The organism is Murinocardiopsis flavida (assembly GCF_003014485.1).
In the GTDB taxonomy this organism is placed as follows: domain Bacteria; phylum Actinomycetota; class Actinomycetes; order Streptosporangiales; family Streptosporangiaceae; genus Murinocardiopsis; species Murinocardiopsis flavida.
This window is the reverse complement of the sequence record NZ_PYGA01000027.1, coordinates 32,755-59,355: the sequence shown is the minus strand read 5'-3', so window position 1 is coordinate 59,355 and position 26,601 is coordinate 32,755. Positions and strand designations below refer to the sequence as shown.

Annotated in this window: 18 protein-coding genes; 9 read left to right on the top strand and 9 right to left on the bottom strand. The window is 71.7% G+C overall.

The window, feature by feature from the left end; genetic code table 11:
• Window positions 1-209 precede the first annotated feature (209 nt).
• The gene (locus tag CLV63_RS28125; protein ID WP_106586264.1) at window positions 210-1,244 is read right to left on the bottom strand and encodes a trypsin-like serine peptidase; all 1,035 of its coding nucleotides are present in this window, start codon (window positions 1,242-1,244) and stop codon (window positions 210-212) included.
• A 122-nt stretch (window positions 1,245-1,366) separates the two neighbouring features.
• On the opposite strand from CLV63_RS28125, the gene dxr reads away from it, so the two are divergent.
• From dxr to CLV63_RS28095, 6 genes are all read left to right on the top strand, one after another.
• Window positions 1,367-2,617 (top strand): 1-deoxy-D-xylulose-5-phosphate reductoisomerase, encoded by a 1,251-nt coding sequence (gene dxr / locus CLV63_RS28120; protein ID WP_106586263.1) that lies wholly within the window; start codon window positions 1,367-1,369, stop codon window positions 2,615-2,617.
• A 21-nt stretch (window positions 2,618-2,638) separates the two neighbouring features.
• Window positions 2,639-3,997, top strand: a complete 1,359-nt coding sequence (locus CLV63_RS28115) for a M50 family metallopeptidase (protein ID WP_106586262.1) — start codon at window positions 2,639-2,641, stop codon at window positions 3,995-3,997.
• A 208-nt stretch (window positions 3,998-4,205) separates the two neighbouring features.
• Window positions 4,206-5,363, top strand: coding sequence for a flavodoxin-dependent (E)-4-hydroxy-3-methylbut-2-enyl-diphosphate synthase (ispG, locus tag CLV63_RS28110; RefSeq protein ID WP_106586261.1), 1,158 nt, complete (start codon window positions 4,206-4,208; stop codon window positions 5,361-5,363).
• A 215-nt stretch (window positions 5,364-5,578) separates the two neighbouring features.
• Complete coding sequence (locus tag CLV63_RS28105; RefSeq protein WP_106586260.1) at window positions 5,579-6,133, top strand: M23 family metallopeptidase; 555 nt, start codon at window positions 5,579-5,581, stop codon at window positions 6,131-6,133.
• Window positions 6,134-6,305: 172 nt separating this feature from the next.
• Entirely contained in the window at window positions 6,306-7,877 is a 1,572-nt protein-coding gene (locus CLV63_RS28100; RefSeq protein ID WP_245929124.1) for an alpha/beta hydrolase, read from the top strand.
• Between the two features lie 170 nt (window positions 7,878-8,047).
• Window positions 8,048-8,887, top strand: a complete 840-nt coding sequence (locus tag CLV63_RS28095) for a GNAT family N-acetyltransferase (protein WP_106586296.1) — start codon at window positions 8,048-8,050, stop codon at window positions 8,885-8,887.
• A 7-nt stretch (window positions 8,888-8,894) separates the two neighbouring features.
• Here the strand turns inward: CLV63_RS28095 and CLV63_RS28090 are convergent, their stop codons facing one another.
• The gene (locus CLV63_RS28090) at window positions 8,895-10,631 is read right to left on the bottom strand and encodes a RelA/SpoT family protein (RefSeq protein ID WP_170134354.1); all 1,737 of its coding nucleotides are present in this window, start codon (window positions 10,629-10,631) and stop codon (window positions 8,895-8,897) included.
• A gap of 735 nt (window positions 10,632-11,366) precedes the next feature.
• On the opposite strand from CLV63_RS28090, the gene CLV63_RS28085 reads away from it, so the two are divergent.
• On the top strand, window positions 11,367-13,487 hold the full coding sequence (locus CLV63_RS28085) for a vWA domain-containing protein (RefSeq protein WP_106586257.1): 2,121 nt from the start codon (window positions 11,367-11,369) through the stop codon (window positions 13,485-13,487).
• Complete coding sequence (locus CLV63_RS28080) at window positions 13,484-15,067, top strand: extracellular solute-binding protein (protein ID WP_106586256.1); 1,584 nt, start codon at window positions 13,484-13,486, stop codon at window positions 15,065-15,067. The genes CLV63_RS28085 and CLV63_RS28080 overlap by 4 nt, the downstream gene beginning before the upstream one ends.
• 13 nt (window positions 15,068-15,080) lie before the next feature.
• Here CLV63_RS28080 and CLV63_RS28075 read toward each other — a convergent pair whose 3' ends face one another.
• The 5 genes from CLV63_RS28075 to CLV63_RS28055 form a co-directional block, all read right to left on the bottom strand.
• Complete coding sequence (locus tag CLV63_RS28075) at window positions 15,081-16,757, bottom strand: ABC transporter ATP-binding protein (protein ID WP_106586255.1); 1,677 nt, start codon at window positions 16,755-16,757, stop codon at window positions 15,081-15,083.
• On the bottom strand, window positions 16,758-17,663 hold the full coding sequence (locus tag CLV63_RS28070; protein WP_106586254.1) for an ABC transporter permease: 906 nt from the start codon (window positions 17,661-17,663) through the stop codon (window positions 16,758-16,760).
• On the bottom strand, window positions 17,660-18,610 hold the full coding sequence (locus CLV63_RS28065; protein ID WP_106586253.1) for an ABC transporter permease: 951 nt from the start codon (window positions 18,608-18,610) through the stop codon (window positions 17,660-17,662). Before CLV63_RS28065 ends, CLV63_RS28070 begins: the two co-directional genes overlap by 4 nt.
• A gap of 43 nt (window positions 18,611-18,653) precedes the next feature.
• Entirely contained in the window at window positions 18,654-20,270 is a 1,617-nt protein-coding gene (locus tag CLV63_RS28060) for an ABC transporter substrate-binding protein (protein WP_245929123.1), read from the bottom strand.
• 490 nt (window positions 20,271-20,760) lie between these two features.
• The gene (locus tag CLV63_RS28055) at window positions 20,761-21,735 is read right to left on the bottom strand and encodes an ATP-binding protein (RefSeq protein WP_106586252.1); all 975 of its coding nucleotides are present in this window, start codon (window positions 21,733-21,735) and stop codon (window positions 20,761-20,763) included.
• Between the two features lie 402 nt (window positions 21,736-22,137).
• Here CLV63_RS28055 and CLV63_RS28050 point away from each other — a divergent pair, with 402 nt between their 5' ends.
• Entirely contained in the window at window positions 22,138-22,641 is a 504-nt protein-coding gene (locus CLV63_RS28050) for an ATP-binding protein (RefSeq protein ID WP_106586251.1), read from the top strand.
• Window positions 22,642-22,739: 98 nt separating this feature from the next.
• On the opposite strand, the gene CLV63_RS28045 is transcribed toward CLV63_RS28050, so the two are convergent.
• Together CLV63_RS28045 and CLV63_RS28040 are read right to left on the bottom strand one after the other, a co-directional pair.
• Window positions 22,740-23,519, bottom strand: a complete 780-nt coding sequence (locus CLV63_RS28045; protein ID WP_245929121.1) for an AMP-binding protein — start codon at window positions 23,517-23,519, stop codon at window positions 22,740-22,742.
• A 555-nt stretch (window positions 23,520-24,074) separates the two neighbouring features.
• A complete protein-coding gene (locus CLV63_RS28040) occupies window positions 24,075-26,480 on the bottom strand; it encodes a helix-turn-helix transcriptional regulator (RefSeq protein WP_106586249.1) in 2,406 nt (801 codons plus the stop codon).
• Window positions 26,481-26,601: the final 121 nt, after the last annotated feature.

The window sequence follows — 26,601 nt, the reverse complement described above, 5'->3', positions numbered from 1 at the left end:
TCCAATGGGGAGCGGTGAAGGGGGGAGGGCCGACGAGCGGGGGGTGCCGCACCCGACGGCCGGGCCACTCTACGGGATCGGGCGACATCGCGGAGTCACCGGGGCGGCGCCAAGATCCCCGCAGCGGCGCCGTGCGGCGACGACGAAGCCCTCCGGTCCCCGCCGGGAAGGCGGGGGCCGGAGGGCTCCGTGGCAGGGCCGGGTGGCCGTCACATGGTGCGGGCGTCGTCGTAGAGCTTCTTGGCCTCGGCGCCGAGGTGCGGCCCGTACTGGGTGCTCTCGTCGTTGGCGTACTTGAAGCTCACCACCGAGGTGATGGTGCCCTTGCCGGTGGCGGTGTCGAAGTTCGACAGCCACGGCCCGCCGCTGGACCCCTCGGTCATGCGGCAGGCCATGCCGGAGGACTTGGTGTCGCGCTGGTCGGGCCGGGTCTGGCCGGAGCAGTAGTGCAGGTGGCGGCCGTCGAACCCGCCGGAGGTGGGGTAGCCGAAGGCGTAGCGGACGCTCTGGGGCGCGGTGCCGAAGGAGATCGGCTGGGAGCCGGTGCGGTCGGCGACGTGCTTGCCGCCGGAGGTGTTGAGCACCGCCATGCCGAAGTCGTAGCTGTCGTCGGCCTGGTGCGACCACTGGGGCGCGACGAGCAGCTCGCGGGCGACGTAGCGGCCCAGCGGCTCCTTCCCGGCGCTGTAGCCGGGGATGAACGTCCAGTTCTTCGCCCACGCCCCCTTGCCGTCCTTGAGGCAGTGCCCGGCGGTGACGAGGGTGTCCTTGTTGTCGGCGTGCACGACGGACGCGGAGCAGGTGAAGTCGCCGCCGTCCATGGTGAGGTAGACGCGGCCGGTGGTCTTGGTGATCTTGCCGCCGGCGGTCCACCGCTCGCCCTGGCTGTCGGGGCGGGGCGCGGCCTGCGGGTCGGTCGGGCCGGCACCGTCGGCGGCCCCGGGCGGGGCGTTGTCGACCTGCCGGCCGGCCGGCTCGGCGGCGGCCATGCGCTCGGGCGTCCAGTACTCGAGGACCCGTTCGAGGGCGATGGGGTCGTTCACGGCGTTCTGCCGGACGACACCGTCCTCGGGGCCGAGCATGGGCTGCATGGGGGCGCCGGGCGCCCGCGCGGCGGACGCCGCGGAACCCTGGTGCGCCGCGGGGGCCTGGTAGTCGGGCATCGTCCCGGCGGACGCGCCGACCATCGCGATGGTGACGCCCGCGAGGGTGCCGAGGACCTGCTTGGCGAGGCTGGCTGACATGGCACCCAAGTGTGCCACACGCAAAGTGATCATGACGTCACTTTGGGTTTATCGGGGGGAGGGGTCGGGAACCGCGCCCGATCGGCGCTCCCCGCTCACCCGGGTGCGGGACAATAGGGCCCATGCGCATCGCCGAACAGCTCGCCGCCGCCACCGGGACCGCCCCGCGCGACGTCGTCATCCTCGGGTCCACCGGATCCATCGGAACCCAGGCCGTCGACATCGTCCGCCGCAACCCCGATCGGTTCCGCGTGGTGGGCCTCGCAGCAGGGGGCGGACGCGTGGACCTGCTCGCCGAGCAGGCCGCGGCGCTGGACGTGCCGGTCGTCGCGGTCGCCGACGCCGCGCAGGCCGCCCGGCTGGCCGAGCGGCTCACCGCGCACGGCAGCGGCGCCAAGGTGCTGGCCGGCGCCGAGGCGGTCGCCGAACTCGCCGCGCACCCCTGCGACGTCGTCCTCAACGGCGTGAACGGCGCGCTCGGCCTGGAGTCGACGCTCGCGGCGCTGCGCGCCGGACGCCTCCTGGCGCTCGCCAACAAGGAGTCCCTGATCATCGGCGGCCCGCTGGTGCGCGACCTCGCCGAACCGGGGCAGATCGTCCCCGTCGACTCCGAGCACTTCGCGCTCGCCCAGTGCTTCCCGCGGGTGCCCGCCGCAGAGCTGACGAGCCTCGCCCAAGGCCACGTCGACGCGCGCCCCCAGGAGGTCGCCCGGCTGGTCGTCACCGCCAGCGGGGGCCCGTTCCGCGGCCGGTCGCGCGCCGAGCTCGACCGGGTGACGCCGGCCGAGGCGCTCGCGCACCCCACCTGGGCCATGGGCCCCGTGATCACGGTGAACAGCGCGACACTCGTCAACAAGGGCCTCGAGGTCATCGAGGCGCACCTGCTGTTCGACGTCGGGTTCGACCGGATCGAGGTCGTGGTCCACCCCCAGTCGATCATCCACTCCATGGTCGAGTACGCCGACGGCTCCACTCTCGCCCAGGCCAGCCCGCCCGACATGCGCATCCCGATCGCCTACGGCCTGTCGTGGCCGGAACGGGTCAGCGGCGCGGCCGCCGCCGTCGACTGGACGGCGGCGCAGACCTGGACCTTCGAGCCGCTTGACGGCGCGGCGTTCCCCGCGGTCGGCCTGGCGTGCGAGGTCGGCGCCGCCGGCGGCACGGCCCCCGCGGTCTACAATGCGGCGAACGAGGAGGCGGTCGCCGCGTTCCTCGCGGGCACCCTCGCATTTCCGGCGATCGTGGACACCGTGGCGCGGGTAGTCTCGGAGCATCAACCCGCAGCGGGGCACTCCCTGACCCTTGACGAGGTCTACGCTGCCGACGGCTGGGCGCGCCGCCGCGCCAGGGAGCTCATCTCCGCGACGGTATGACGGTATGAGGAGACGACGTACATGGTCGCGCTACTGACCACACTCGGGATCGTGCTGTTCTTCCTGGGGCTGCTCCTGTCCTTGGCATGGCACGAGCTCGGGCACCTCGCCACGGCGAAGATGTTCGGGATCCGGTGCACGCAGTACTTCGTCGGGTTCGGCAAGACCCTGTGGTCGGTCCGCAAGGGCGACACCGAGTACGGGATCAAGCTCATCCCGCTGGGCGGGTTCGTCCGCATGGTCGGCATGATCCCGCCGGCGCGCAACCGCGGCGAGACCTCCTCGGGCAAGCCCATGTCCCGGTGGCGGGCGATGATCGAGGACGCCCGCGCGGCGAACCAGACCGAGCTCGAACCCGGCGACGAGGACCGCCAGTTCTACCAGCGCGCGCCGTGGAAGCGGCTCATCGTCATGTTCGCCGGTCCGGGCATGAACCTCATCCTCGCCGTCGTGCTGTTCGCCGTGGCGATGATGGGCATCGGGGTGCTCACGCCCACCTCGACCGTCGCCGAGGTCAGCGAGTGCGTGGTGCCGAGCTCGGCGACCAGCCGCGACTGCGCCGCCGACGCCGACCCCACCCCCGCGGCGGAGGCCGGGATGAAGGCCGGCGACCGCATCGTCGCCGTGAACGGCACGGAGGCCCCCGACAACAACGCGGCGTCCAGCCTCATCCGCGACACCACCGGCCCGGCGACCATCACGGTCGAGCGTGACGGTGAGCGGATGGACCTCAAGGCGAACCTCGTCGAGAACGAGATGCCCAAGCGCGACGCCTCCGGCGAGGTCGTGTACAAGACCGACGCCGACGGCGAGTTCGTCACCAACGACCAGGGCCAGCGCGTCGCCGAGATCGAGACCGCCGGCTTCCTCGGGGTGTACTTCACCAACACCCGCCAGCCGCTGAGCGCCGGCGAGACCGCGGGGGAGATCGGCACCATGGCGGTGGGGGTCGGCAAGGCCCTCGTCGCGCTGCCGTCGAAGGTGCCCGAGGTGTTCGGCGCGGCGTTCCTCGGCCACGAGCGCCAGATCGACTCGCCGGTGGGCATCGTCGGGGCCTCGCGCATCGGCGGCGAGGTGCTGGCCCAGCCGGTGCCGTGGCAGGACCGCGCGGTGATCCTGCTCAACCTGCTGGCGGGCGTCAACATGTTCCTGTTCGCGTTCAACATGGTCCCGCTGCTGCCGCTCGACGGCGGCCACATCCTCGGCGCGCTGTGGGAATCGGTGCGGCGCGGCTTCGCCAAGCTGTTCAAGCGGCCCGACCCGGGGCCGTTCGACGTCGCACAGCTCATGCCGGTGGCCTATGTGGTGTTCATCGCTTTCGCGTGCTTCAGCGTCATGCTCCTGGTCGCCGACCTGTTCAACCCGGTACGTCTCACCTAGCCCTTCTCCGCTGCCGCACCCGGGCGGCGGCGTGAAGTACCTCTCCGAAACGGGGACCAAGCAAGCAGGTCGGCCGGTAGCCTGGGCGGTAACGGCGCGGCACGTGCCGCCGGCCCGTTATTGGGGCGCCACCGGCAGTGGTGGCCTGTCCACGTACACGACGATGACGCCGCCGGTCCCCTCCGGCGGCCGGTGAGGTGAGTCCCGAGTGTCGGTCGATCTTGGAATGCCCAACGCGCGGCCGCGCCCGCTTGCGGAGCGCCGCAAGTCGCGGCAGATCATGGTCGGCAATGTGCCCGTCGGCGGCGACGCCCCGGTGTCGGTGCAGTCGATGACGACCACCCTGACCTCCGACATCAACTCCACGCTCCAGCAGATCGCCGAGCTGACCGCATCGGGCTGCCAGATCGTGCGGGTGGCCGTGCCCAGCGCCGACGACGCCGAGGCGCTGCCGATCATCGCGAAGAAGTCGCAGATCCCGGTCATCGCCGACATCCACTTCCAGCCCAAGTACGTCTTCGCCGCCATCGACGCGGGGTGCGCCGCGGTGCGGGTGAACCCCGGCAACATCCGCAAGTTCGACGACAAGGTCGGCGAGATCGCCAAGGCCGCGTCGGCGGCGGGGGTCCCCATCCGCATCGGGGTGAACGCCGGGTCGCTCGACAAGCGGCTGCTGGAGAAGTACGGCAGGGCCACGCCCGAGGCGCTGGTGGAGTCGGCGCTGTGGGAGTGCTCGCTGTTCGAGGAGCACGGCTTCCGCGACATCAAGATCTCCGTGAAGCACAACGACCCCGTGGTCATGATCAACTCCTACCGGCAGCTCGCCCAGCAGTGCGACTACCCGCTGCACCTCGGCGTGACCGAGGCCGGGCCGGCGTTCCAGGGCACCATCAAGTCGTCGGTGGCGTTCGGCGCGCTGCTCGCCGAAGGCATCGGCGACACCATCCGCGTGTCGCTCTCGGCGCCGCCCGCCGAGGAGATCAAGGTCGGCAACCAGATCCTGGAGTCGCTCGGGCTGCGCGAACGCGGCCTGGAGATCGTCTCCTGCCCGAGCTGCGGCCGCGCCCAGGTCGACGTCTACACCCTCGCCGAGGAGGTCACCGCCGGTCTTGAGGGCATGGACGTCCCGCTGCGCGTCGCGGTCATGGGCTGCGTGGTGAACGGGCCCGGTGAGGCGCGCGAGGCCGACCTCGGGGTGGCCTCCGGCAACGGCAAGGGGCAGATCTTCGTCAAGGGCGAGGTCATCAAGACCGTCCCCGAGTCGCAGATCGTGGAGACCCTCATCGAGGAGGCCATGCGGATCGCCGAAGGGATGAAGGACGACGGCGTCGAATCCGGCGAACCGTCGGTTTCCATCGCCGGTTAGCGTAATCACCGAAATTTATTTTCAGGGCGGCGCGGTGCTTCGGCACCGCGCCGCCCTGCTGCTGGGGCGGGCAGAGTCCCGGTTTCGGGGTGCCGCAATAGGGTCGCCGTCCCAGTGACGGAACGTATTTGGGTCTTCACCCGAACGGGGTCGGATCCCTAGCGTGCGGCGGTGAGGACTTCCGGTCGAATCCCCCGACGGAAAGGTGTGACCCCATGCGCCAGCACCCCGGTGCGACCCGCAGGCTCGCAAGGGGCGGTGCGGTCGCGGCGGCTTCGGCCGCCCTGCTCGCCACCGCACTCCAGGCCCCCGCAGCCGCAGAGGAGCGCGCCGCAGCGGCGCTCAACCTGCGCACCCCCTTCGACTGCGGCCAGGTGTGGAACGCCAACACCCGCAGCAACCACAACCCGCAGAACTCCGTCGACTTCCAGCGCTCCGGCGCCAACGGCAAGAACGTGCTGTCGAGCGGCGCCGGCACGGTGACCGTCAAGCGCGACCTCGGCGGTGACAGCTACGGCAAGTACCTGGTCGTCGACCACGGGGGCGGGTGGCAGACCCTCTACGCCCACCTGAGCTCCTTCAACGTCAACAAGGGTGCCAAGGTGAACACGGGCACCAGGATCGGCAAGGTCGGCAGCACCGGCGGTTCCACCGGCCCGCACCTGCACTACGAGCAGAAGAAGAACGGCACACCGGTGAAGGTCGTCATCAACAACGTCGCCGTCAAGTACTACGGGAACACGTCCATCACCAGCAGCACCAACTGCTGATCGGCCACGGGGGAGCCCTTCCCTCCCAGGGTTCCCCCCTCCCCGGGCCGTCTGCGCGCGCCTCCTTCCGGGCGCGCGCGGACGGCCCTCTTCGTGTCCCGTAGTGCCACGGGATGATCACTCTTGGTTATCGTTAGAACGTGAGGGGCCATCAACGTGAAGGCGGGCACGGGTGAAGCGGCTATGCGCGGGGATCGCGGCGGTCACGATGGGTGCGGTGCTGGCGGGCGGCACACCCGTGCCGGCCGCCGCCGCAGCGGGCGGGATCGACTGGGGCGCGTGCGCGGACCTCAAGCCCCGCGGTGACGCGAAACCGGAGTGCGCCGAACTGACCGTGCCGATGGACACCGGCGCCGGCGGGCGCGAACGCGCCGACACGCCCGCGGTGACACTCGCACTGTCCCGCGTCCCCGCGCGCGTGAAACGCGAGGGAACGCTCCTCGTCAACCCGGGCGGGCCCGGCAGCCCTGGACGCGACTGGGCCGCGGCGACGGCCGACGGCCTGCCCGCCGACCTGCGCGACCGGTTCGACGTCGTCGGCTTCGACCCCCGCGGAACCGGGGCGAGCACCCCCGCCATCCACTGCGACCCCGGCTACTACACCCCGGTCCGCCCCGACGGCATCCCGCACAGCACCGCAGAAGCGGCGGTGCTGGTGTCGCGGGCGACGTCCTACGCCGACACCTGCGCCGAGCGCAACGGGCCGCTGCTCGACCACATGGGCACCCTCGACAGCGTCAGCGACATGGAGTCGATCCGCACCGCGCTCGGCGCCGAGCGCATCGACTACCTCGGCTACTCCTACGGCACCTACCTGGGCGCCGCGTACGCCACGCAGTACCCCGACCGGATCCGCCGCCTCGTCCTCGACAGCATCGTCGACCCGCGCCGCCCGTGGTACGAGAGCAACCTGGCGCAGAACCGCTCGCTGGAGGCCGCCGCCCAGAACTTCTTCGGCTGGGCCGCCCGGAACGACGCCACCTACGCGCTGGGCGGCTCGGCGGGCGAGGTCGAGAAGCACTACTACAGCGTGCGCGAACGCCTCGCCGAGGCGCCCGTCGACGACGCACTGGGGCCGGTGGAGTACGAGAGCACCTACATCCTCGCCGCCTACGCGAGCGACACGTGGCCGGTCCTCGCCCGGGCGCTGGCCGACTACGCCGTCCGCGACGACCCCGCTGCGCTGAAGGCCGCCCACAAGCGCTTCGGGGAGAACGCCGACAGCGACCCCGGGCACGGCGCCTACCTCGCCACGCAGTGCACCGACGCGCAATGGCCGCACGACTGGCCCACCTGGCGGCGCGACGCGGAGCAGTCGCACGCCGAAGCGCCCTTCCAGTCCTGGAGCAACACCTGGTACAACGCGCCGTGCATGGCCTGGGCGGGCGACTCCCGGCCCTGGTTCGAGGTCGGCGGGCAGCCCGCCGGCGGCGCGCTGCTCGTCCAGGCCACCGATGACGGCCCGACACCCGTCGGCGGCGCCTACGCGATGCGCGACCGGTTCACCGGGTCCCGGCTGATCGTCGAGGACGGCGGGGTGGACCACGGCGTCGCCCTGAACGGGAACGCCTGCGTGGACGGCGCGGTGGCGGCCTACCTCCGCGACGGGACGCTGCCCGCGCCGGGTGGCGGCGCCGACGGCGCCGACCGCACCTGCGCCGCGGCGCCGCAGCCCGACCCCGAACCGGCGGAACCGCAGCGGGAACCGCTGCGGCACCGGCACGGCCCGCACGCGACCCGGTGACCACGGCCGTGCGCCGCGCCCGGTTGGGGCCGCAAAGGGGGCTGATCGACCGTTAGGCGCCCTATGCGAGGTACACGGTCGGATGCGCCGAGAGCTGGATACCATGACGGGTACGGTCAGCGGGGCGAGCACGCCGACCACCGCGGTGGCCGAGGGGCGAGGTGATGCGGGTGCTGCGAACCGCTTCGGTGCGCGTATTGGGCGGCCGCGACCTCGCTGCCGCCCACACCCTGCTCGACTCCGACCCCGTCGGCAACGTCTTCGTGAGTTCGCGGCTGCGCGCAGCGGGCATCGAGCCGGGCCGCCTCGGCGCGGAACTCTGGGGCTTCATCGAGAACGGCAGGCTCACCGCCCTGTGCTACGCGGGGGCGAACCTGGTCCCCGTCGGCGCCGGGCCGGCCGCCATCAAGCACTTCGCCGACCACGCGCGGTGGCAGGGGCGGCGGTGCTCGTCCATCGTGGGCCCCGTCCCGGCGGTGCGCGACCTGTGGGAGCGGCTCGAACCGTACTGGGGGCCCGCCCGCGCGGTCAGGGCGCGCCAGCCCGTACTGGAGGCGACCGGGCCGGTACCGGCCTCCGACCCCCTGGTGCGCCGCGTGCGCCTCAGCGAACTCGGCATCCTGCTGCCCGCCTGCGTCGCCATGTTCACCGAGGAGGTCGGGGTGCCGCCCGACGCCGGCGACGGCGGGGCGCTGTACCGGGCCAGGGTCGCCGAACTCATCCGCACCGGCCGCGCGTTCGCCCGGATCGAGGACGGCCGGGTGGTGTTCAAGGCGGAGATCGGCGCCGTGACCTCCGACGCCTGCCAGATCCAAGGCGTGTGGGTGCCCCCCGACCTGCGCGGGCGCGGGCTGTCGGTGCCCGGCATGGCCGCCGTGGTGCGCCGGGCCCAGGACGAGGTGGCGCCCAGGGTCACCCTGTACGTCAACGACTACAACACCGCGGCACGGACCACCTACGCCCGGTGCGGGTTCAGTGAGGTCGACACCTACATGTCGGTGCTGTTCTGACGCGTGCTCAGCGCGCGGCGCGGCGGGTCATGGCCTCGACGATCTCGGCGACGCCGACATCCTCCGAATCGGCGGCGGCGTACAGCGAGTCGAGTTCGGCGTAGCCCAGCTTGCGCGCCACCGAGGTCGCGGTGCCGCTCGCCTCGATCTCGGTGAGGTCGACGCCGAGCCGCCGCAGGTCGTCGGCGAGCAGATGGCGGCCGCGCGCCGCCGACTTCTCGAACCGCCGCCGCGACAACTGCCGGGAGATCCCCACCCGCGCGGGCCCGGTCTTGACGACGTTCAGCCACTCCTCGTCGGGGCCGCTGCTGGAGCCGGTCAGGATCTCCACGATGGAGCCGTCGCGCAGCGGGCTGGTCGCCGAGACCAGCTTGCCGTCGACCATGGCGCCCATGTAGTTGTCGCCGCAGTCGGGATCGAGGTTGTAGGCGAAGTCGAGCGGTGTCGACCCCTTCGGGAGTGACACCAGCACACCCTCGCGGGTGAACGTGACCATGCCGTCGGGGGCGAGATCACTGCGCACACCGGCGAGGAGGTCCTCGGCGTCGGCCTGCCCCTGCCAGGCCAGCAGCCGCTGCAACCATTCGAGATCGGGGCGGTGCGTGACGGCGCGGCGGCCGTCCTTGGACGTGGCGTCGGCGACGTGGGCGATGAGCCCGTACTCCGAGACGCGGAACTGCTCGGCGCTGCGGATGAGGATGTCGAACATCCGGCCGCCCGGCTTGATGACGACCGTGTGCAGCGCGCGGTACAGGTTGTACTTGGGGACCGCGATGAAGTCCTTGAAACGCGCCGGGATGGGCCGCCACCTGCCATGGATGGCGCCCAGCGCGATGTAGCAGTCGCGCTCGGCCCGCCGCACCACCACCGAGATACGCGAAATGGTGAACGGGTCGAGTCCCGCCATGTCGCCGTGCCGCGAGGTGTGGATGGAGTACAGGTGCCGTTCGCGGACCACCACATCGGCCTTGACCCGGAATCCCGCGAGGACCGAACGCAGCTCCTCGACCGTCTCGTTCAGCTCCGCGTAATCGAGGCGGCGGGCGGCGTCGCGCGCGGCGAGCGTCCGCTCGTACGCCTCGGTCTCCAGATACTCGAAACACAGGTCTTCGAGCTCGCGCATGAAATGGTAGACGCCGAGGCGCTCGGCGAACGGGATGAGCTGATCGCGGGTGCTCTGCGCGATCTTGCGCCGCTTGTGCGGCGGCTGGAAGCGCAGCGTGCGCATGTTGTGGATGCGGTCGGCGAGCTTGATCAGCAGCACCCGGAGGTCCGCCGCGGCGGCGAGCACCATCTTGCGGAACGTCTCACCCGCGGCGGCGTCGCCGTACATGGACTTGTCGAGCTTCGTGACGCCGTCGACCATCACGGCGACCTCCTCGCCGAAATCGGCGGCGAGATGCCCGATACCGAACGGCGTGTCCTCGACGGTGTCGTGCAGCAGGGCCGCCACCAGCGTGGCGGTGTCCATACCGACCTCGGCGAGGATCATGGCGACCGCGAGCGGATGCGTGATGTACGGCTCGCCCGACTTGCGCATCTGACCGTCGTGCAGATGATGCGCCACCGCATAAGCGCGGCGCAGCAACGCGGCATCGGCACTGCGGTGCCAGCGAAGATGCTCACGCACCAGCGGCTCCGCCTCAGGCAGCGCGACCTTCCCCGAATTCGCGGCGTTCAGCCGCTGCCACCAGACACGGGGAGCCGAGCCGTCGGCGGGATCCGCTGTTTCCGGCTTGGCCACAGGACCGTCCTCCCCAAGAACTCGTCTGATAGCTGCCATGCGGCGGAAGATTTACCTTCCAGGATAACCGTGCTTACCTGTTTGCCGGGTCGTCGCGGTTCCGGGGCGCTTCAGGCCGATGCCTTCCCTCGTCGCGTGGCGCTCCCTCGTACCTCGGTCGCACCCCGCTCCTCAGTCCAGACACCGGCGCGCCCCCATCGCGACTCCTGTGCTTGCTGGGTCGTCGCGGTTCCGGGGCGCTTCGGGCCGGTGTCTTCCCTCGTCGCGTGGCGCTCCCTCGTTCCTCGGTCGCACCCCGCTCCTCAGTCCAGACACCGGCGCGCCCCCATCGCGACTCCTGTGCTTGCTTGGTCGTCGCGGTTGCGGGGCGCTTCAGGCCGGTGTCTTCCCTCGTCGCGTGGCGCTCCCTCGTTCCTCGGTCGCACCTCGCTCCTCAGTCCAGACACCGGCGCGCCCCTCCACCGCGACTCCCGGAGACACCCACTGGGGATGAGGTACAAGCCCTGGGGTGGGGGTTTCAAAACCCCCTTGGGTTGAGGGGGAGGTGCCGGTGACTCAGCCGGATCCGGCCACGGGGCGGGTGGGGCTCGGACGGCTTTTGAGGCGTCGATTCGGGTACTTTTGGGGCGAGTAGATCTCTTCTTGTGCTGCCTGGCAGGACTCTGGTGACTGGTCGCCCGGCAGGGCCGGTGGGGTTTTCACCGGTCACCGAGGACAGGTGGCGACAACCAGACGATGACCCCGGACGCAGGCACCGAGGGACCCCCCGACCCAGGCGAAGGTGCCCGGGGGTCGCGATGGTCCTCCTTCCTGCGCTGGCTCTCCTTCACCACCCTGCTGCACACCATGCTCGTGAACCTGCTGGTGCTGGTGGCGGTCTGGGCGTTCACCGAGACCGGCGTCATCGCGCAGTCGGTCTGGCCGGGCCCACAGATCAGGCACCTCCTCCGCGACTACTTCCCGGTGCTGCTCATCGCGGCCGTCGGCGGGATCTGGGTCGTCTCCCTCGGCGCGGTGTACGTGACCGTCCGGCACGGCAACGCGCCGCAGGCCGTCCGCGCACTGTTCAAGATCGACGCGGACCCCTCGAAGCGCGGTGTCGCCCGCGAGGCCGAACGCCTGAAGGGAAGCCGTCGGGGGCGGGTCTTCGTGAGCGGCGCCGTCGTCTTCGTCACCCTGTCCCTGCTCCTCAGCGGCAGCGTGGTGGCGCTGAACCGGCCCTTCGGCGACTGCGCCCCGCCGGCCGATCTCATCGCCCTCACCACGCCCGACAACGAGCCGACCCTGGAGCGCAGGGCCCGCGGCTTCGCGCAGGCGCGCACGGGCGCCGACGGCTGCCGCCAGGTCCACGTCACCGTGTTCTCCGTCGACACGCCGCAGCAGGACCTCCGCCGCGGCATCGGGGCGGGCGGCGCCCGCGCCGTGCGCGACTGGGCCATCAGGCACGGCGCCCTCCCGCACATCTGGGTGCCCGACACCGGCGCCGACTGGTGGATCGCGCAGAACGCCGCCGAACGGGACACGCGCGCCGACGGTGCCGAGCCCACGGCGCTGCGCCTGGGCGGGTCCACCGACGAGGACGAACTCGTGCTCGCGGTGCCGCCCGGTCAGGCGCGCGCGATGCGCAAGAGCGACCACGCGGACGACCGCCACCCGTTCGACCTGCTCCGCGACGTCGCGAGCCCCGCCGAGGTCCCGGTGGTGCGCGCGAACCCCGAACTCTCCGGCGCGGCGCTGCTGCACATGCTGGAGCTCTACCTCGACGACGGCCTGATCCGGCAGGGCGGGCAGGCGGAGCCGCCGCGGGCCGTCGCCGCCGATATCGAGGCCGAGTTGGGCGGCGACTTCGTCCAGGCCGGTTCGGAGCGCGACCTGCTGTGCCGGGCTGCGGCGACCGGCCGCGCGAAGGACGGCGAGATCGCGGTGCTCACCACGCGCCGGGCGCTGCGCAGCCTGCCGACGGCCTCCGACGTGCCGCCCGAATGCGCGCGGAACCGCGGCCGCCTCCGTGAGCTCCAGGAGTTCGGCGTCGAGGGCGCGTCGGTCCTGACCTACCCGTTCGTCGAGATCGACCGCGGCGCCGCCGGAGCGGAGGCCGGTGAGCTGGCCGCGTTCCGCTCGTTCCTCACCGGCGACGGCGGGGGCGGGGGTTCCGTCGAACGCGTCGGCGACTTCGCCGAGCAGCTCATGCAGACCCGGCTCGCCTACGGGGCGTCGTCGGGGGAGTCCGAGGTGCTGCTCGCGCTGGACCGGTCGACGTCGATGGGGATGGAGCGCGACAAGTACGAGGCGGCCCTGGCCGAGGTCGGCGCGTTCACCTCGGCCGCGGAGGTCAACCGCCGCGACCGCATCGGGCTGTGGACGTTCCCCGCCGGGCCCGAACGCGACGACACCGGCGTCGACCCCGTCGCGCCGCTCTCCGCCGAGGGCGCGGCGCGGATCCGGGCGGCGTTCGGCACGAGCGCGCTGAAGCCCCGCTACGAGGCCACTCCGCTGCGGGAGGTCATCAGCAGCGGTGTCCGATCCCTCGCCGAGGCGGGGCCGGGCGCCGGCGGCGGGGACGGCCCCGAGCCCGTTCTGGTCGTCATCACCGACGGGGTCGGGTCCCTGTCCCGTGGGGCGATGCGCCAGTCGGCGCTGGAGCGCGACCTCGCCGCCGCCGACGGCGTCGCCGTGCGGATCCTCGCCGTCGGCGGCAGGGACCTGTGGAACTCGGGGGCGCCATGCGAGGTGCCGCAGATCGAGGCGATCGTACGCGGCGCGGGCGGCGTCGAGTGCGTTCCGGTGGACGCGGGGGCGCCCGGTTCCGCCGCGCGCGCACTGCTCGATGACGCGCGGGAAAGGCGGCGGCGATGAGTGACGACGATCCCGGCCCGAACACGGACGGCGCCGATGCCGCGGGCGGCACCGCCGAGCCGGGGGCGGCCGCCGGCGCGCCGCGCCCGGAGCCCTCCCGCGCGCACGCGGACGACCACAGCCCGGTCCGCAACTTCTACCTCGCGGGCACCCTGGCGGTCCTCAGCACCATCGCGCTCGTCGTCCTGACCGGGTGGGCGCTGACCACGCCCGTTGACGACCCGCCCGGCACCCTGCGGGTGCTCACCGGCAACGATGCCAGCAAGGCGCCCGTGCTGTACCAGGAGCTGATCGAGGCGTGGAACGCCGAGAACGAGGAGTACCCCGCCGAGCTGGTCGAGGTCTCCGCGGGCGCCGACATGCAGCACGCGGAGATGGTGCGGTCCACGCAGGGCGGCGCGGCGGCCTACGACGTCATCAACCTGGACAACCAGTGGATCGCCGAGTTCGCGCGCGCCGAGCGGATCACCCCGCTGAGCAAGGCGGGCGGCGGCAGCGCGGGAGAAGGGTTCCTCGACTCCACCATCGAAGCCGTCGAGTACAACGGTGAGCAGTGGGCGGTGCCGTTCGTCGCGGACGTCGGGCTGCTGTACTTCCGCAGCGACCTCGTCGACCGCGCCGACCTCGAGGGCAAGGACTGGCCCGAGGTCTACGAGACGCTGCGCGACACCGCACGGGAGCACGGCGACGAGGTCGACCACGCCTACGCCGGCCAGTTCGCCCGGTACGAGGGCCTGACCGTCAACGCCATGGAGTTCGCCTGGGGCGAGTCCGCCGCGGCGGGCGCCCGGTCCGGCGGGCTGGTGGACGGCGACGGCGGGGTCGGCCTGGGTGCCGAACCCGTGCGCCGCGGCCTGCGCCGCATCGCCGAGGGCCTGAACGACGGCACCCTGCCCGCGAACTCCCTGACCGCGCAGGAGACGGCGGCGCGGCAGTCCTTCGTCGACGGCGACGTGCTCGCCATGCGCAACTGGCCGGTGCAGTACGACCAGCTGCTGTCGGCGACCGCCGAGGAGGACCGCACCCGCGACCCCGAGGGGGTCGCGGCGCACGCCGGGTCCGGGCGCCCCGGCGCCGACATCGAGTTCGGTGTCATGGCGCTGCCCGACGGGATGTCGGTGCTGGGCGGGCAGAGCCTCGCCATCGCGGAGGGCTCCCCGCGGCAGCGGAAGGCGCGGGACCTCATCGAGTTCCTCACCCGGCCCGAACACCAGCGCAGGCTGTTCCACTGCGGCGGGTACGCCCCCACCCGCGCCGGCGGCTACAGCGGCTCGGTCGAGGGCGCCTGCCCCGGGGTGCCCGGCTCAGCGGGCGGCCGGAGCGACATCGAGGACAAGTACGACGGCGACCGCGGCGACACCCGGTACGTCCCGCGGCTGCGCGACGCGATCGAGGCCGCCCGGCCCCGGCCGGTGACCCCGAACTACGCGATGTTCACCGACGCGTTCACCGGCGGGTTCCACCCGGTGCTCGCCGAGCACGCCTCGGCGGCGGAGTTCGACGCGGAGCTGTTCGACGCGCAGCTCGACGAACTCCGCCCGCCGCTGCGCAGCGCGCTCGACGGTCAGGGGCCGCCCTGACCCCCGCCCGCCGTCATTCTGGACGCTTGGTGCCGCCCTCCACCGCGGTGTGCTCCTTCTCCGCCGCGCGGATGCTCTTGTGCATGGGGGAGTCGGCGAAGGTCAGCTCGAAGTCGGGGGTGTCGGCGATCAACGCGCGGGTGTACTCGTGCTGCGGGTCCGACAGCACCGTGCCCACGGGCCCGTACTCCACGATCCGCCCGCTGTTCAGGATCGCGACGTACTGGGCGATGTTGGAGACCAGGGCGATGTTGTGCGTGACGAACAGCAGCGCCATGCCGTCGTTCTGGAGGTTGCGCAGCAGCTCCACGATCTCGGCCTGCACCGACACGTCCAGTGCCGAGGTGATCTCGTCGCAGATCAGCAGGTCGGGTTTTGTGGCGATGGCGCGGGCGATGCACACGCGCTGGCGCTCGCCGCCGGAGAGCTGCTCGGGGAACCGCTCCCCGTAGGCGGCGGGCAGCGCCGCCCGCTCCAGCGCCGTGGCGACGACGGAGTCGGGGTCGGCGACCTTCCCGCCGGTCAGGTGCGCGTAGGGCTGCAAGATGAGGTCGCGGACCCGTTTGCGGGGGTTCAGCGCCTCGTAGGGGTTCTGGAAGATGTACTGCACCCGCCGCCGCTGCTCGGCCGTGCGCCGGTAGCTGCTGGGCGCCAGCTGCGCCCCGTCGAAGACCACCTCGCCGCCGAACTGGTGGTGCAGCCCCACGATCGAGCGCGACAGGGTCGTCTTGCCGGACCCCGACTCGCCGAGGAGCGCGACGCAGTCGCCGGGCGCCACCTCGATGTCGATGTCCTTCAGCACGTTCGTGCGGCCGTACCCCGCTTCGAGGCCCCGCACGGTGAGGACGGGGGTCTTCGCCTCGTCGGCGGGGTGGTCCCCGCCGTCGGTCTTCAGCAGCGGCACCGCACGCAGGAGCTGCATGGTGTAGGGGTGCTCCGGTGCGCTGAGGAGCCGCGACCCGGGGCCACGCTCCACCACCTCGCCCTGGTACATCACCGCGATCTCGTCGGCGAGGTCGGCGACCACGGCCATGTCGTGGCTGATGTAGACGCCGGCGGTGCCGTAGGTGCGGGTCATCGACCGGATGGTCGCCAGCACGTGGGCCTGGGTGGTGACGTCGAGCCCGGTGGTGGGCTCGTCGAGCACGATCAGGTCGGGGCGGCCGATGAACGCCATGGCGATGGCGACCCGCTGCTGCTGCCCGCCGGAGAGCTGGTGCGGGTAGCGGTCGAGGAACGCGTCGTCGTCGGGCAGCGCGACCTCGCGCAGCACCTCGCGGACGCGGGCCGCGGCGTCGTCGGACTCGAACAGCGCCTCGCGCAGCTGTGTGCGCAGCCGCAGCGCGGGGTTCAGCGCCGACGCCGGCGACTGCGGGATGTAGGCGACCCCGCGGCCGCGCAGCGCGCGGACCTCCGCGGCCGTGCCGGCGAGCAGGTCGGTCGTTCCGATGCGGATGGAGCCGGCGGTGATCTCGGTGGCCCGCTTGCAGTGCGCCAGCAGGGCCAACCCGAGCGTGGTCTTGCCCGACCCCGATTCGCCGACCAGGCCGAGGATGCGGCCGCGCGGGACGCTCAGCGAGATGCCGGAGATGATCTCGACGTCGGACGGGCGCCCGATGACGGTCACGCCGTCGATGTCGAGGGCAGCGGCCTCGTCGCTGCGATGGTCGTCCGTTGTGCTCGTACTCATCTACTTCTCCACCCCTCTGTCAATGCCGATCGAGGCACGGGACAAGCCGTCGGTGATGAGGTTCGCGCCGATGGTCAGCACCGCGACGGCGGCAACGGGCAGCGCGACGGCCCACGGCTGGACCGTGATGGCGAGCCGGTTCTCGTTGATCATCAGGCCCCAGTCGGCGTCCGGCGGTTGCAGGCCCATCCCCAGGAAGCCGAGGACGGCGACGATCCCGATGGAGTAGGTGAGCCGGAGCCCCAGCTCGACCAGCAGCGGGCTGGTGACGTTTGGCAGGATCTCGCGGACCATGATCTTCCACCGGGGCACGCCGATGGCCTCGGCCGACTTCACGAAGTCCTGTTCGACGATGCGCAGCGTCGCCTCGCGGATGACCCGCGCCACCCGCGGCATGTGCGTGACGCCGATGATGACGACGATCAGCCACGCCTGCGGGCCGATGATCGACATGATCAGCAGTGCGGCGATGAGCTGCGGGAACGCCAGGAGGATGTCGTTGGTCCGCATGATGAGCTCGTCGAGCCAGCCGCGCCGGTACCCGGCGACGATCCCGAGCACGGTGCCCGCGAGCGTGCCGAACAACGCGGCGGAGGCGGCGAGGAGCAGCAGGATCTGGCCGCCGTAGAGGAACCGGCTGAAGACGTCGCGGCCCAGGTAGTCGGTGCCGAACGGGGAGCCGTCGGCGCTGGTGACGTAGGGCTCGGCGACCAGGGCGGTGTCGGTGTGCGGGCTGATGTAGGGGCCGAACAGGGCGATCAGCACGATGGCGGCGGTGAGGACCACGCCGACCTTGGTGCGGCCGAAGCCCCAGGCGGTGCGGAACAGGCCGGCGCGCCGCGGCTTCGCGGCGGGCTCGGCGGGGCCGGTCGCGGCGGACTCGGACTTCACGGGAGCGGCGCTCATTTGGCGGACACCCTCACCTTCGGGTTCGCGGCCAGGCCCACGATGTCGGCCAGCAGGTTGACGACGATGTAGACACCGGCGATGAGCAGCACGACCGCTTGGATCAGCGGGATGTCGCGCGCGTCGATCGCGTCCATCAGCGCCAGGCCGATGCCGGGGAAGCGGAACAGGTATTCGATGGCGACCACGCCGCCCGCCAGCCAGGCGAGTTGCAGCGCGATCACCTGGGCGACCGGGCCGATGGCGTTGGGCGCGGCGTGCCGCCGGATGACGGTCTTCTCCGGCAGCCCCTTCAACCGGGCCTGCTGGACGTACTCGCTTTCCAGCACCTCGATCATCGAGGCGCGCATCATCCGGATGATCGGCGGCGACACGGCGATCACCAGGGTCAGCACCGGCAGGACGAGCTGGCCGGGGTACTGCCACACCGCGCCGGAGCCGCCGGCGAAGATCGGCGGGAACAGGCTCAGCCAGCCGGTGGAGAAGATCAGGATCAGCACGATCCCGACGACGAACTCCGGCAGGGACGCGAGGACCAGGGTGACCATCGAGGTGGCGTGGTCGACGCCGCGGTCGCGGCGCATGGCGCTGAACGACCCCAGCGCGAGCGCCAGCGGGGTGCCGATGATCGCGGCGAAGGCCATGAGCCACAGCGAGTTGGACAGCCGGGGCGCGAGGTACTCGGCGACGGGGTAGCCCGAGGCGAACGACGTGCCGAAGTCGAGGGTGAGGGCGGCGAGCAGCCACTTGCCGTACTGCACGGCGACCGGGTCGCCGAGGTTGAGCTGCTCGCGCAGCGCCGTCAGCCGCTCGGGGGTGGCGTCGCGGCCGAGGATGGCGCTCGCTGCGTCGCCGGGCAGCGCCTGGGTGGCGAGGAAGACGATCAGCGACACCGCGAACAGTGTCACCAGACCGAAGAACAGCCGGTTGATGATGAGCCGGATCATGAGGAACCTGTCTTCCGGGTGAGGGACGGTGCGGGGCGCGCGGTCATTCGTCCTCGAACCACACCTGCCGGAATCCGTAGGCCGTGAGCGGGTGCCCGCCCACGAAGGGCTTGAACCCCTTGACCTTCTTGCTGAAGGCGTCGACCACCGTCGGGTTGCCCCAGATGATGTACCCGCCGCGCTCGTACTCGATCTCCTGGGCCTGGCGCAGGAGCTTGTTGCGCTCCTTGTCGTCGACCGTGGCGCTGGCCTTGGTCACGATCTCCGTCCACTCCTCGTCGGCCCAGTGGGTCTCGTTGAACGGGGAGTTCTCGAACGCGCACTGCGCCGCCTGGGAGAGGTAGTTCCGCGCGGCCCAGAAGTCCTGGGAGAACGTGTACTCCAGGTACTGGCCCTCGGCGAAGAAGTCGTTGACGCGGTTCAGCTTGACCGTGACCCCGGCCTCCTTGGCCTGTTCGGCGAAGACCTCGGCCGCCTCGACCACACCGGCGTTGATCTCGGCGGTGACGAGCTCGACCTCCAGCCCGTCGCCGTGGCCCGCGTCGGCGAGCAGCTCCTTCGCCTTCGCGATGTCCTGCTCGCGTTGCGGGAGGTCGTCGGCGTAGGCGGGGTCGTAGCGGCCGTAGATGTCGTTGGCGACGGTGCCGTACCCGGAGAGCGCCTGGTCGACCATCTGCTGGCGGTCCACGATGAGCCGGAACGCCTGCCGCACGCGCTCGTCGTCGAACGGGGCCCTGTCGACCCGCATGGTGAACGGCAGCCACATGCCGCTCTCCGACTCCAGGACGTCGAGGTGGTCGTAGGCGTGGACCACCTTGACCTGGCTGTGCGGGAGCTGGCTGATGGCGTCGACCTGGCCGCCCAGCAGCGCGTTGACGCGCGCGGTGTCGTCGGGGAAGTTGATGATCTCCAGTTCGTCCACGAAGGGCTCGCCGTCGCGCCAGTGATCGCCGTTGCGCACGAACAGGCTGCGCACACCCGGCTCGAACTCCTTGAAGCGGAACGGGCCGGTGCCGATGGGCTTCTTGGGGTCGTAGCCCTTGGGGACGATGCCGTTGTAGTACTCGGCCAGGACCTCGGGCAGGTGCACCATCGGCTCGGAGAACCTGATCTCCGCCGTCCGGTCGTCCACCGCCTTGAGCTTGTCCCGGTCCAGCAGCGGCATCGCGGCCGCACCGGTCTTGGGGTCGTCGGGGTCGGTGATGCGCGCCAGCGAGAAGACGACGTCCTCGGCGGTCACCGGTGCGCCGCCGTGGAAGGTGAGGCCCTTGCGCAGGGTGACCGTCCACACATCGGCCTTGGCGTTGGGCTCCAGCGACTCGGCGAGGCTGTTCACGACCTTGTAGTCGAGGCTGAAGTCGGTGAGCCGGTCGTAGAGGTTGTAGACCCTGGCGATGTCGGTGTTGTCGGTGGCGAGGTGGGCGTCGATGCTGTCCTTCGCCGAGCCGCCGGCGATGCCGACGCGCAGCCGGCCGCCGCGCCGGGGGTCGGCGTAGTCCTTCTTGCCGGCGAATGCATCGGGGTCGGCGGTGGATCCGCAGGCCGCGAGGGCCGGGGCGACAACGGCCCCGACCGCGCCGTAGCGGAGCAGCTCGCGTCTTGTGGGGGGAGTGCGGCCCGGACTGTGCGGGACCGGGCCCGGGATTCCTCGCGACGACACGACATACCTCGTTCAGACTCAGGCGTTCGGACTGCGTTGCGCGGGCACGGGGGTACCCGGGAACCGCGCACGCACGGAAGCCAATCAGGAGACGGCAGGAGCAGACTCTTCACCGGCGGCGCTGCCGAGCAGCGCGCACCGGATCGTTCGATATCTTTCGATGTTTGTCAGCTGACCGGAGAGAGTCAAGCTGAGCTGGCACGATCACGTAGCGTGCAGGCCGGGGGGTGTTCTTGGAACCGTCGGACCGATTACATGGGGTGAAATAATCCCGGTTAACCTGCGCAAACGCGGACGGTTCGCAACGGTCTGGACGCATTGCGTCGCGACGGGTGTCGGTGCACGTCAAGGCCGCCAGAACGGTGTCCTGGCGGCCATTGTTGTAACCAGATCGATGCGATTGCTTGGTGAAAACTTGTTGTTTGACGCCCGTTTCGTCCGTTATGTGGAAGTAAGTGTTCTTATGACGGAATCGGCCTCGGTGGTGCGCTCAGCGCGCGCGGCGTGACTCCGCGAGAGCGGCCGGGCCCATCTCGAAGCCCGGATCGATCTGGGCCTCCAGGTCGGCCCCTGTTGCCTTGGCCGCCCAGGCGGCGGCATTGCGCCGGTGGAAGTCCACTGTCTGGCGGGTGAAGCGGGCCCAGTCCTTGGGTGCGGCGTCCACGGCGTCGCGCATCCACGCCAGCGCCTTGACGTTGTGCTCTTCCAATTCGGCCAGGTCGGGGTGGCGGCCCTTCTCCATGGCCCGCACGAACGGCGACCGCCGCAGGCAGACGGCGAGCGCGTCGCCGACGTGCTCGCGCAGGAACTCCTCGTCGGCCGCGTCCTCCACCTTGTTGCCGATGACCTTGATCGTGACGCCGTACTCCCGCGCGTACTCGGCGTACTGCCGGTAGACGCCGACCCCGCGCGTCGTCGGCTCCGCGACGAGGAAGGTCACGTCGAAGCGGGTGAACATGCCGGACGCGAAGGAGTCGGCGCCCGCCGTCATGTCGACCACCACGTACTCGCCGGGGCCGTCGACCAGGTGGTTGAGGTAGAGCTCCACCGCGCCGACCTTGGAGTGGTAGCAGGCCACCCCCAGGTCGTCCTCTGAGAAGGGCCCGGTCAGCATCAGGGTGGCCCCGGCTGCGGGCCGGCCGAAGCGCCGGTGCCAGTCGTTGTCGCGGGAGGCGTCGAGCAGGTGGGAGCCCCGCCCGGGCGGCGTCGTCTTGACCATCTCGGCCGCGGAGCCGATCCGCGGGTTGTCGCCCCGCAGCAGCTCCTTGATGGTGTCGAGGTGCGATCCGAGCGGCGGGATCGCGGCGAGGCGCTCGGCGGGCACGCCCAGTGCCTGGCCGAGGTTCTGGTTGATGTCGGCGTCGATCGCGACGACGGGCAGCCCTGCCGCTGCGAGGTGCCGGGTGAACAGGGCCGAGAGGGTGGTCTTGCCGCTGCCGCCCTTGCCTACGAAGGCGATCTTCATTGCACAGCCTTTCCGATGGAGCGTGACGGCCCGGGTGCGCGCCGTCACCGAATGATTGGTAACGATTATCATTCCATCGATCGGTGGGTGTCAGGTATTTCACCGGGAATCCGTGTCGCCCGTGGTGGTGTTGCGGAAGAGGGGATGACCGCGTGTCGCGGCGATCTCGGGGCGGAAATCGCAGCGGTGCAGGTCACGCGGGCCCTGCAAGCGGGCGGTTCCGGTTTTGACGTCTCTTTGTGCTATCCCGAAGGGACACATGGCCGGCTTTTGGCGGGTAACCGTGATCTGACCGTCGCTGGTGTGTTGTGCTGTTCTTGAGGCAGCGTTGTCTAGGGTGAGCCCCGGCGGGTACCGAAGTCCGGCGGGCACCCGCACGGCGCCGATGGGAGTGATACGGGGATGACCGATTCGCAGCGCCTACGCGAGTACGCCGCTGTCGGCCCCGTCGACGCGCCGGCCCTCGACCGCAGCGAGTTCGCCGGGGCCGCGACCGACCACACGGTGTGGAGCTGCGTCGGCAACCTCACCGCGGTCCGCTCCATCCGGGCCCGCGTCCGCGAGTTCCTGGAGCGCTGGAAGTTCCGCGACGACCTGCTCGACGACGCCGAACTCGCCGCCAGCGAACTCGCCACCAACGCCCTCCTGCACTCGCGCTCGGGCCAGGACGGCGGGGTCATGACCCTGTTCATCCGCGTCGACTCCGAATGCGTGCGGGTCGCGGTCGCCGACCAGGGCGACAAGGGCGACAGCATCGCCGGCGAACGGCTGCGCGACGACAGCGACGAATACGGCCGGGGCAAGCTCATCATCGAGAGCTGCTCGACACGCAGCGGCGAGTACTGGACCGACGCCACCCACGTCTGCTGGTTCGAGATCGCCACACCCCCCGCCCCGGAGCCCTAGCCGGCAGGGGAGCCCTGACCACCAGGACCCCGAAGCGTCGGACGGGGTCGGGCCGCTCTGGGCGGCGATCGACGGCGCTCCGGGGCCGACCCGGGGAGTCAGGGGTCGGGCGACACCCGCATCGGCGTGGCGTCGCAGCGGACGGTCGCCCCGACCTCGGCGGCGACCTCGCGCACGGCGGCCTCCTCGACACCGTCGGTGCTGACCAGCGAGGACCCGTTCCACAGCGCCACAGCGGCGAGAACTGCGCGCACCGACTCGGGCGCGCCGGGTTCGAGGAGGACGGTGTCGCTCGGCGTCAGCGCGAGATCGGCGTCGAACCGGCGGAACCGGTCGAGCAGCTCGATGTGCCCGTGCAGGGTGGTGTGCACACCGTCGGCGGCGCTCCGGTAGCTCACGATCCCGTTGCTGAAGAGGCCGTGCGAGGGGTCGTAGCCGTCGTCGGCGCGTTGCAGCAGCTCGTCGAACGGGGTGGTCTCGGGCACGGTGCCGAAGCTGATGACCTGGCGGACCCGCGAACGCTCGGCGAGCTCCAGTGCGATCAGCGCGAGCGGCGCGGTGGCGAGGATGATCCTGGCGTCGGTCGCCGCCAGGACGTCGATCAGGGTCTCCAGGTCGGACGCCAGTTCCAGCGGCAGCGCCCGGCCGCCGGCGCCCATCGTCGCGTAGCAGGCGGTGAGCCGCTCGGTGCCGACGGGGGCGAGGACCCCCACCACGTCATCGGGCCGCATGCCGCGGCGGGCGAGGCCCTTCGCGGCGCGGCGGGCGGTCGCCGCGAACTCCTGGGAGTCGGTGGCGGTGCCGTCGGCATCGGTGACACCGGACCGGAATCCGAGGCGGCGGAGGCGGTCGGGCAGGCCGCCGACGATGGATCCCACGGGTGCCGCGCCCCGTTGCGACGGCGAAGGCTGCTCGGTGGGAGAGAAGCGGGTGGCGGGCCGGGCCGTCATGCGTCCCCCAGGTTCGATAGTCCGGTCGGCTGACCGCTGGCCCGGGCTCGTCACGCCCCCTCCACGTGGCGAGCCCGGTGCGCCGCGGCGGTTGCGGTGCCCTCGTGGAGGACACCGGCGACCGCGATCGCCCAGCGAGTTCGCGGAGGACGGCGTGCCGGACGCCTCGGCGCCTCGCGGTCGGCCGCGAGGGCGCCGACGGTGTCGCGTAACGCGCCATCGGCTCCACGGTGCCCCGGGACAGCGGGATCCCGGACCAATGGGCCGGAACCGGGGTGCGGTGCGGGATGCGTGCGGCCCCGGCGGGTCCCATCACTGCCGACACTAGCGCGCCGTGTGTATATGCACATGCATCCTCGAATGCACTTGCATATGTAGGTTCGCCGTCGGCCAGTATGTAGGGGCCGCTCTGGGCGGCCGTCCGCCCAGCTCACCGCGCCCTCTGCGGCGGGCGGCGGCAGGGCCGCCGTGCCCCGGCGGCGGTCAGGTGGGGACCGCGTCGCCGACGACCCACTCGGCGATCTGCTCGCGCGAGTTGAAGCCCAGCTTCGTGTGGATGTTGGCGACGTGCCGCGCCACGGTGACCGGCGAGATGAACAGCTCGGCGGCGATGGCCCGGTTGCTCATGCCGGTGCCGATCAGGTGCGCGATCTCGGCCTCGCGCCGGGTCAGGGCGGGGGCGTCGGCGACGGCCTGGTCGCGCCGCTGCGACCGCGGACCCGAGCAGACCTCCACGGCGCGGGCGACAGCGCTGTCGGCGGCGAGCGCCCGCCCCTCGTTCCACGCGCGCACCCCCACTCCTTCGGGCCTGCGGGGGGCCGCGGTGATCCCGAGCCGCTCGCGCAGCGTGGCGGCCGCGCCCGCGAGCACCCCCGCGTCGGCGGCGAGCCCGTCCCCGGCGGCGATGCGCGCTATGCCCTCCAGGCCGCGGGCCACGCCGAGACGCTGCCCGATGCCGTGGCAGAGCACCAGGCTCTCGCGGAAGTAGGCGTAGGCGTCGGCGGCCTCTCCGCGGCGCGCGGCGACCCGGCCCAGCCCGGCCAGGCAGCGCGCCAGCTCGGGGAGGCCGCCGACCTCGCGCTGGATCTCCATCGCCTCGCGGAAGCAGCGGTCGGCGCGGTCGAGGTCGCCCAGGTTCTCGGCGACCACGCCGTGGCCGATCAGGGTCCGTGCGACACCCCAGCGGTGGTCGATGCCGCGCAGCAGGCGCAGCGCCTCCTCGCAGTGGAAGGTGGCCTGCTGGAAGCCGCCCTGGCGGGCGGCGAGCGTGCCCAGTGTGCCGCGCGCGATGCCCTCGTTCCAGATGTCGCCGTTGCGCCGTGCCAGCCGCAGCATCTCGGAGAGGCGCGCCGTGGCCCGCAGCAGGCGTCCCTGCCGCATGTCGATCGTCGCCAGGATGTTCAGCGCCAGGCACACCGAATCGTGGTCGCCTGCGTCCCGGCACAGCACCAGCCCTTCGTCGCCGATGCGCGAGGTGTGCCGGTGGTCCTTCTGCTCCCAGGTGAGCTCGGCCCGGCGGACCATGGCGCGCCCGCGCAGGGCCGGAGCGGCGCCGCCCATGGCCAGGAAGCGGTCGGTCCACTCGGCGCCTTCGGCGAAGTACCCGCGCACGATCCAGAAGGCGCGCAGGCCCACGCAGAGCCGCAGCCCGGTCTCGGTGTCGCCCCGGGCGGCGGCGCGGTGCAGCGCCGCGCGGAAGTTGTCGTACTCGGCCTCGACCCGGTGCCAGGAGTCGAAGCGCTCGGCCCAGGGGATGGGCCGGCTCAGGATCGCGTTGCGGCCGAGGGACTCCGCGCAGCGCACCATCTGCGCGCCGAGGCGGTCGCGGACGGGGTCGGCCTCGCCGGACTCGGCCAGGCGGTCGGCGGCGTAGTCGCGGATGGTGTCGAGCATGCGGTAGCGGACCCGGCCCCTGAACTCGCCGGCGACCACGACCAGGGACCGCTCGACCAGCGAGGACAGCAGGTCGAGGATGCCGTCCTCCGGCAGCAGGGCATCGGCGCAGACCCGTTCGGCCTGCTCCACCTCCCAGTTGGCGAACACCGAGAGCCGCCGCAGCAGCACGCGCTCGCTCGGGGTGAGCAGGGCGTGGCTCCAGTCGATCACCGCCCGCAGGTTGCGCTGGCGGGCCGGCGCGCTGCGATCGCCGACGGTGAGGAACCGGAACCGGTCGTCGAGCCGCTCGGCGATCTCCGGGAGGGACAGCAGGCGCACCCGTGCCGCGGCCAGCTCGATCCCCAGGGGCAGGCCGTCGAGGCGGCGGCAGATCTCCGCGATGCACGCCAGTGCGTCGGGCGCCGCGGTGAACCCGGGGGACGAGGCGCGGGCGCGGTTCAGGAACAGCCGCACCGCCTCGGAGTCGGTCGCGTTCGCACCGGAGGCGGGCGGCAGCGAGAGCGGGGCCACCCAGTACAGGGCCTCACCGGGGATGCGCACCGGCTCGCGGCTCGTGAGCAGCAGCGTGAGCTGCGGGCAGGACTCGACCAGCGCGCGGCCGAGCTCCGCGACGTCGTCGGCGACGTGTTCGCAGGTGTCGAGCACCAGGAGCAGGCGGCGCCCGCTCAACGCGTTGAACAGGGTCTCCTGGAGGGGGCGGACGGTCTCCTCGGTGACACCGGCGGCGATGGCGATCCGGGAGACGATGTGGTCGCGGCCCGATGCGGCGGCGAGTTCGACCAGGCGCACCTCATCGGGGCGGTCGGCGGCCGTGAGCGCCGCGACGCGCAGCGCCAGCCGGGTCTTGCCGATGCCGCCCGAGCCGCAGAGGGTCACGACGCGGTTCTCCGTCAGGAGCCGGCCGACGGTCGCCAGCGCGGCGGAGCGCCCGACGAAACCATTGGGTTCCAGCGGCAGCGAATGCCGCGCGGCGGAGATGTGAGCTACTGCCATGGCCTTTCACGGAAAACGACCGGAGGTGCGCCGCATCCGCCCCGGTAGCCGGGCTACCGCCGGCGGATGCGCCGATCTGCTGGACACACGGGGGAGCCTGCCTAAGCAGTCTTAATCGCAT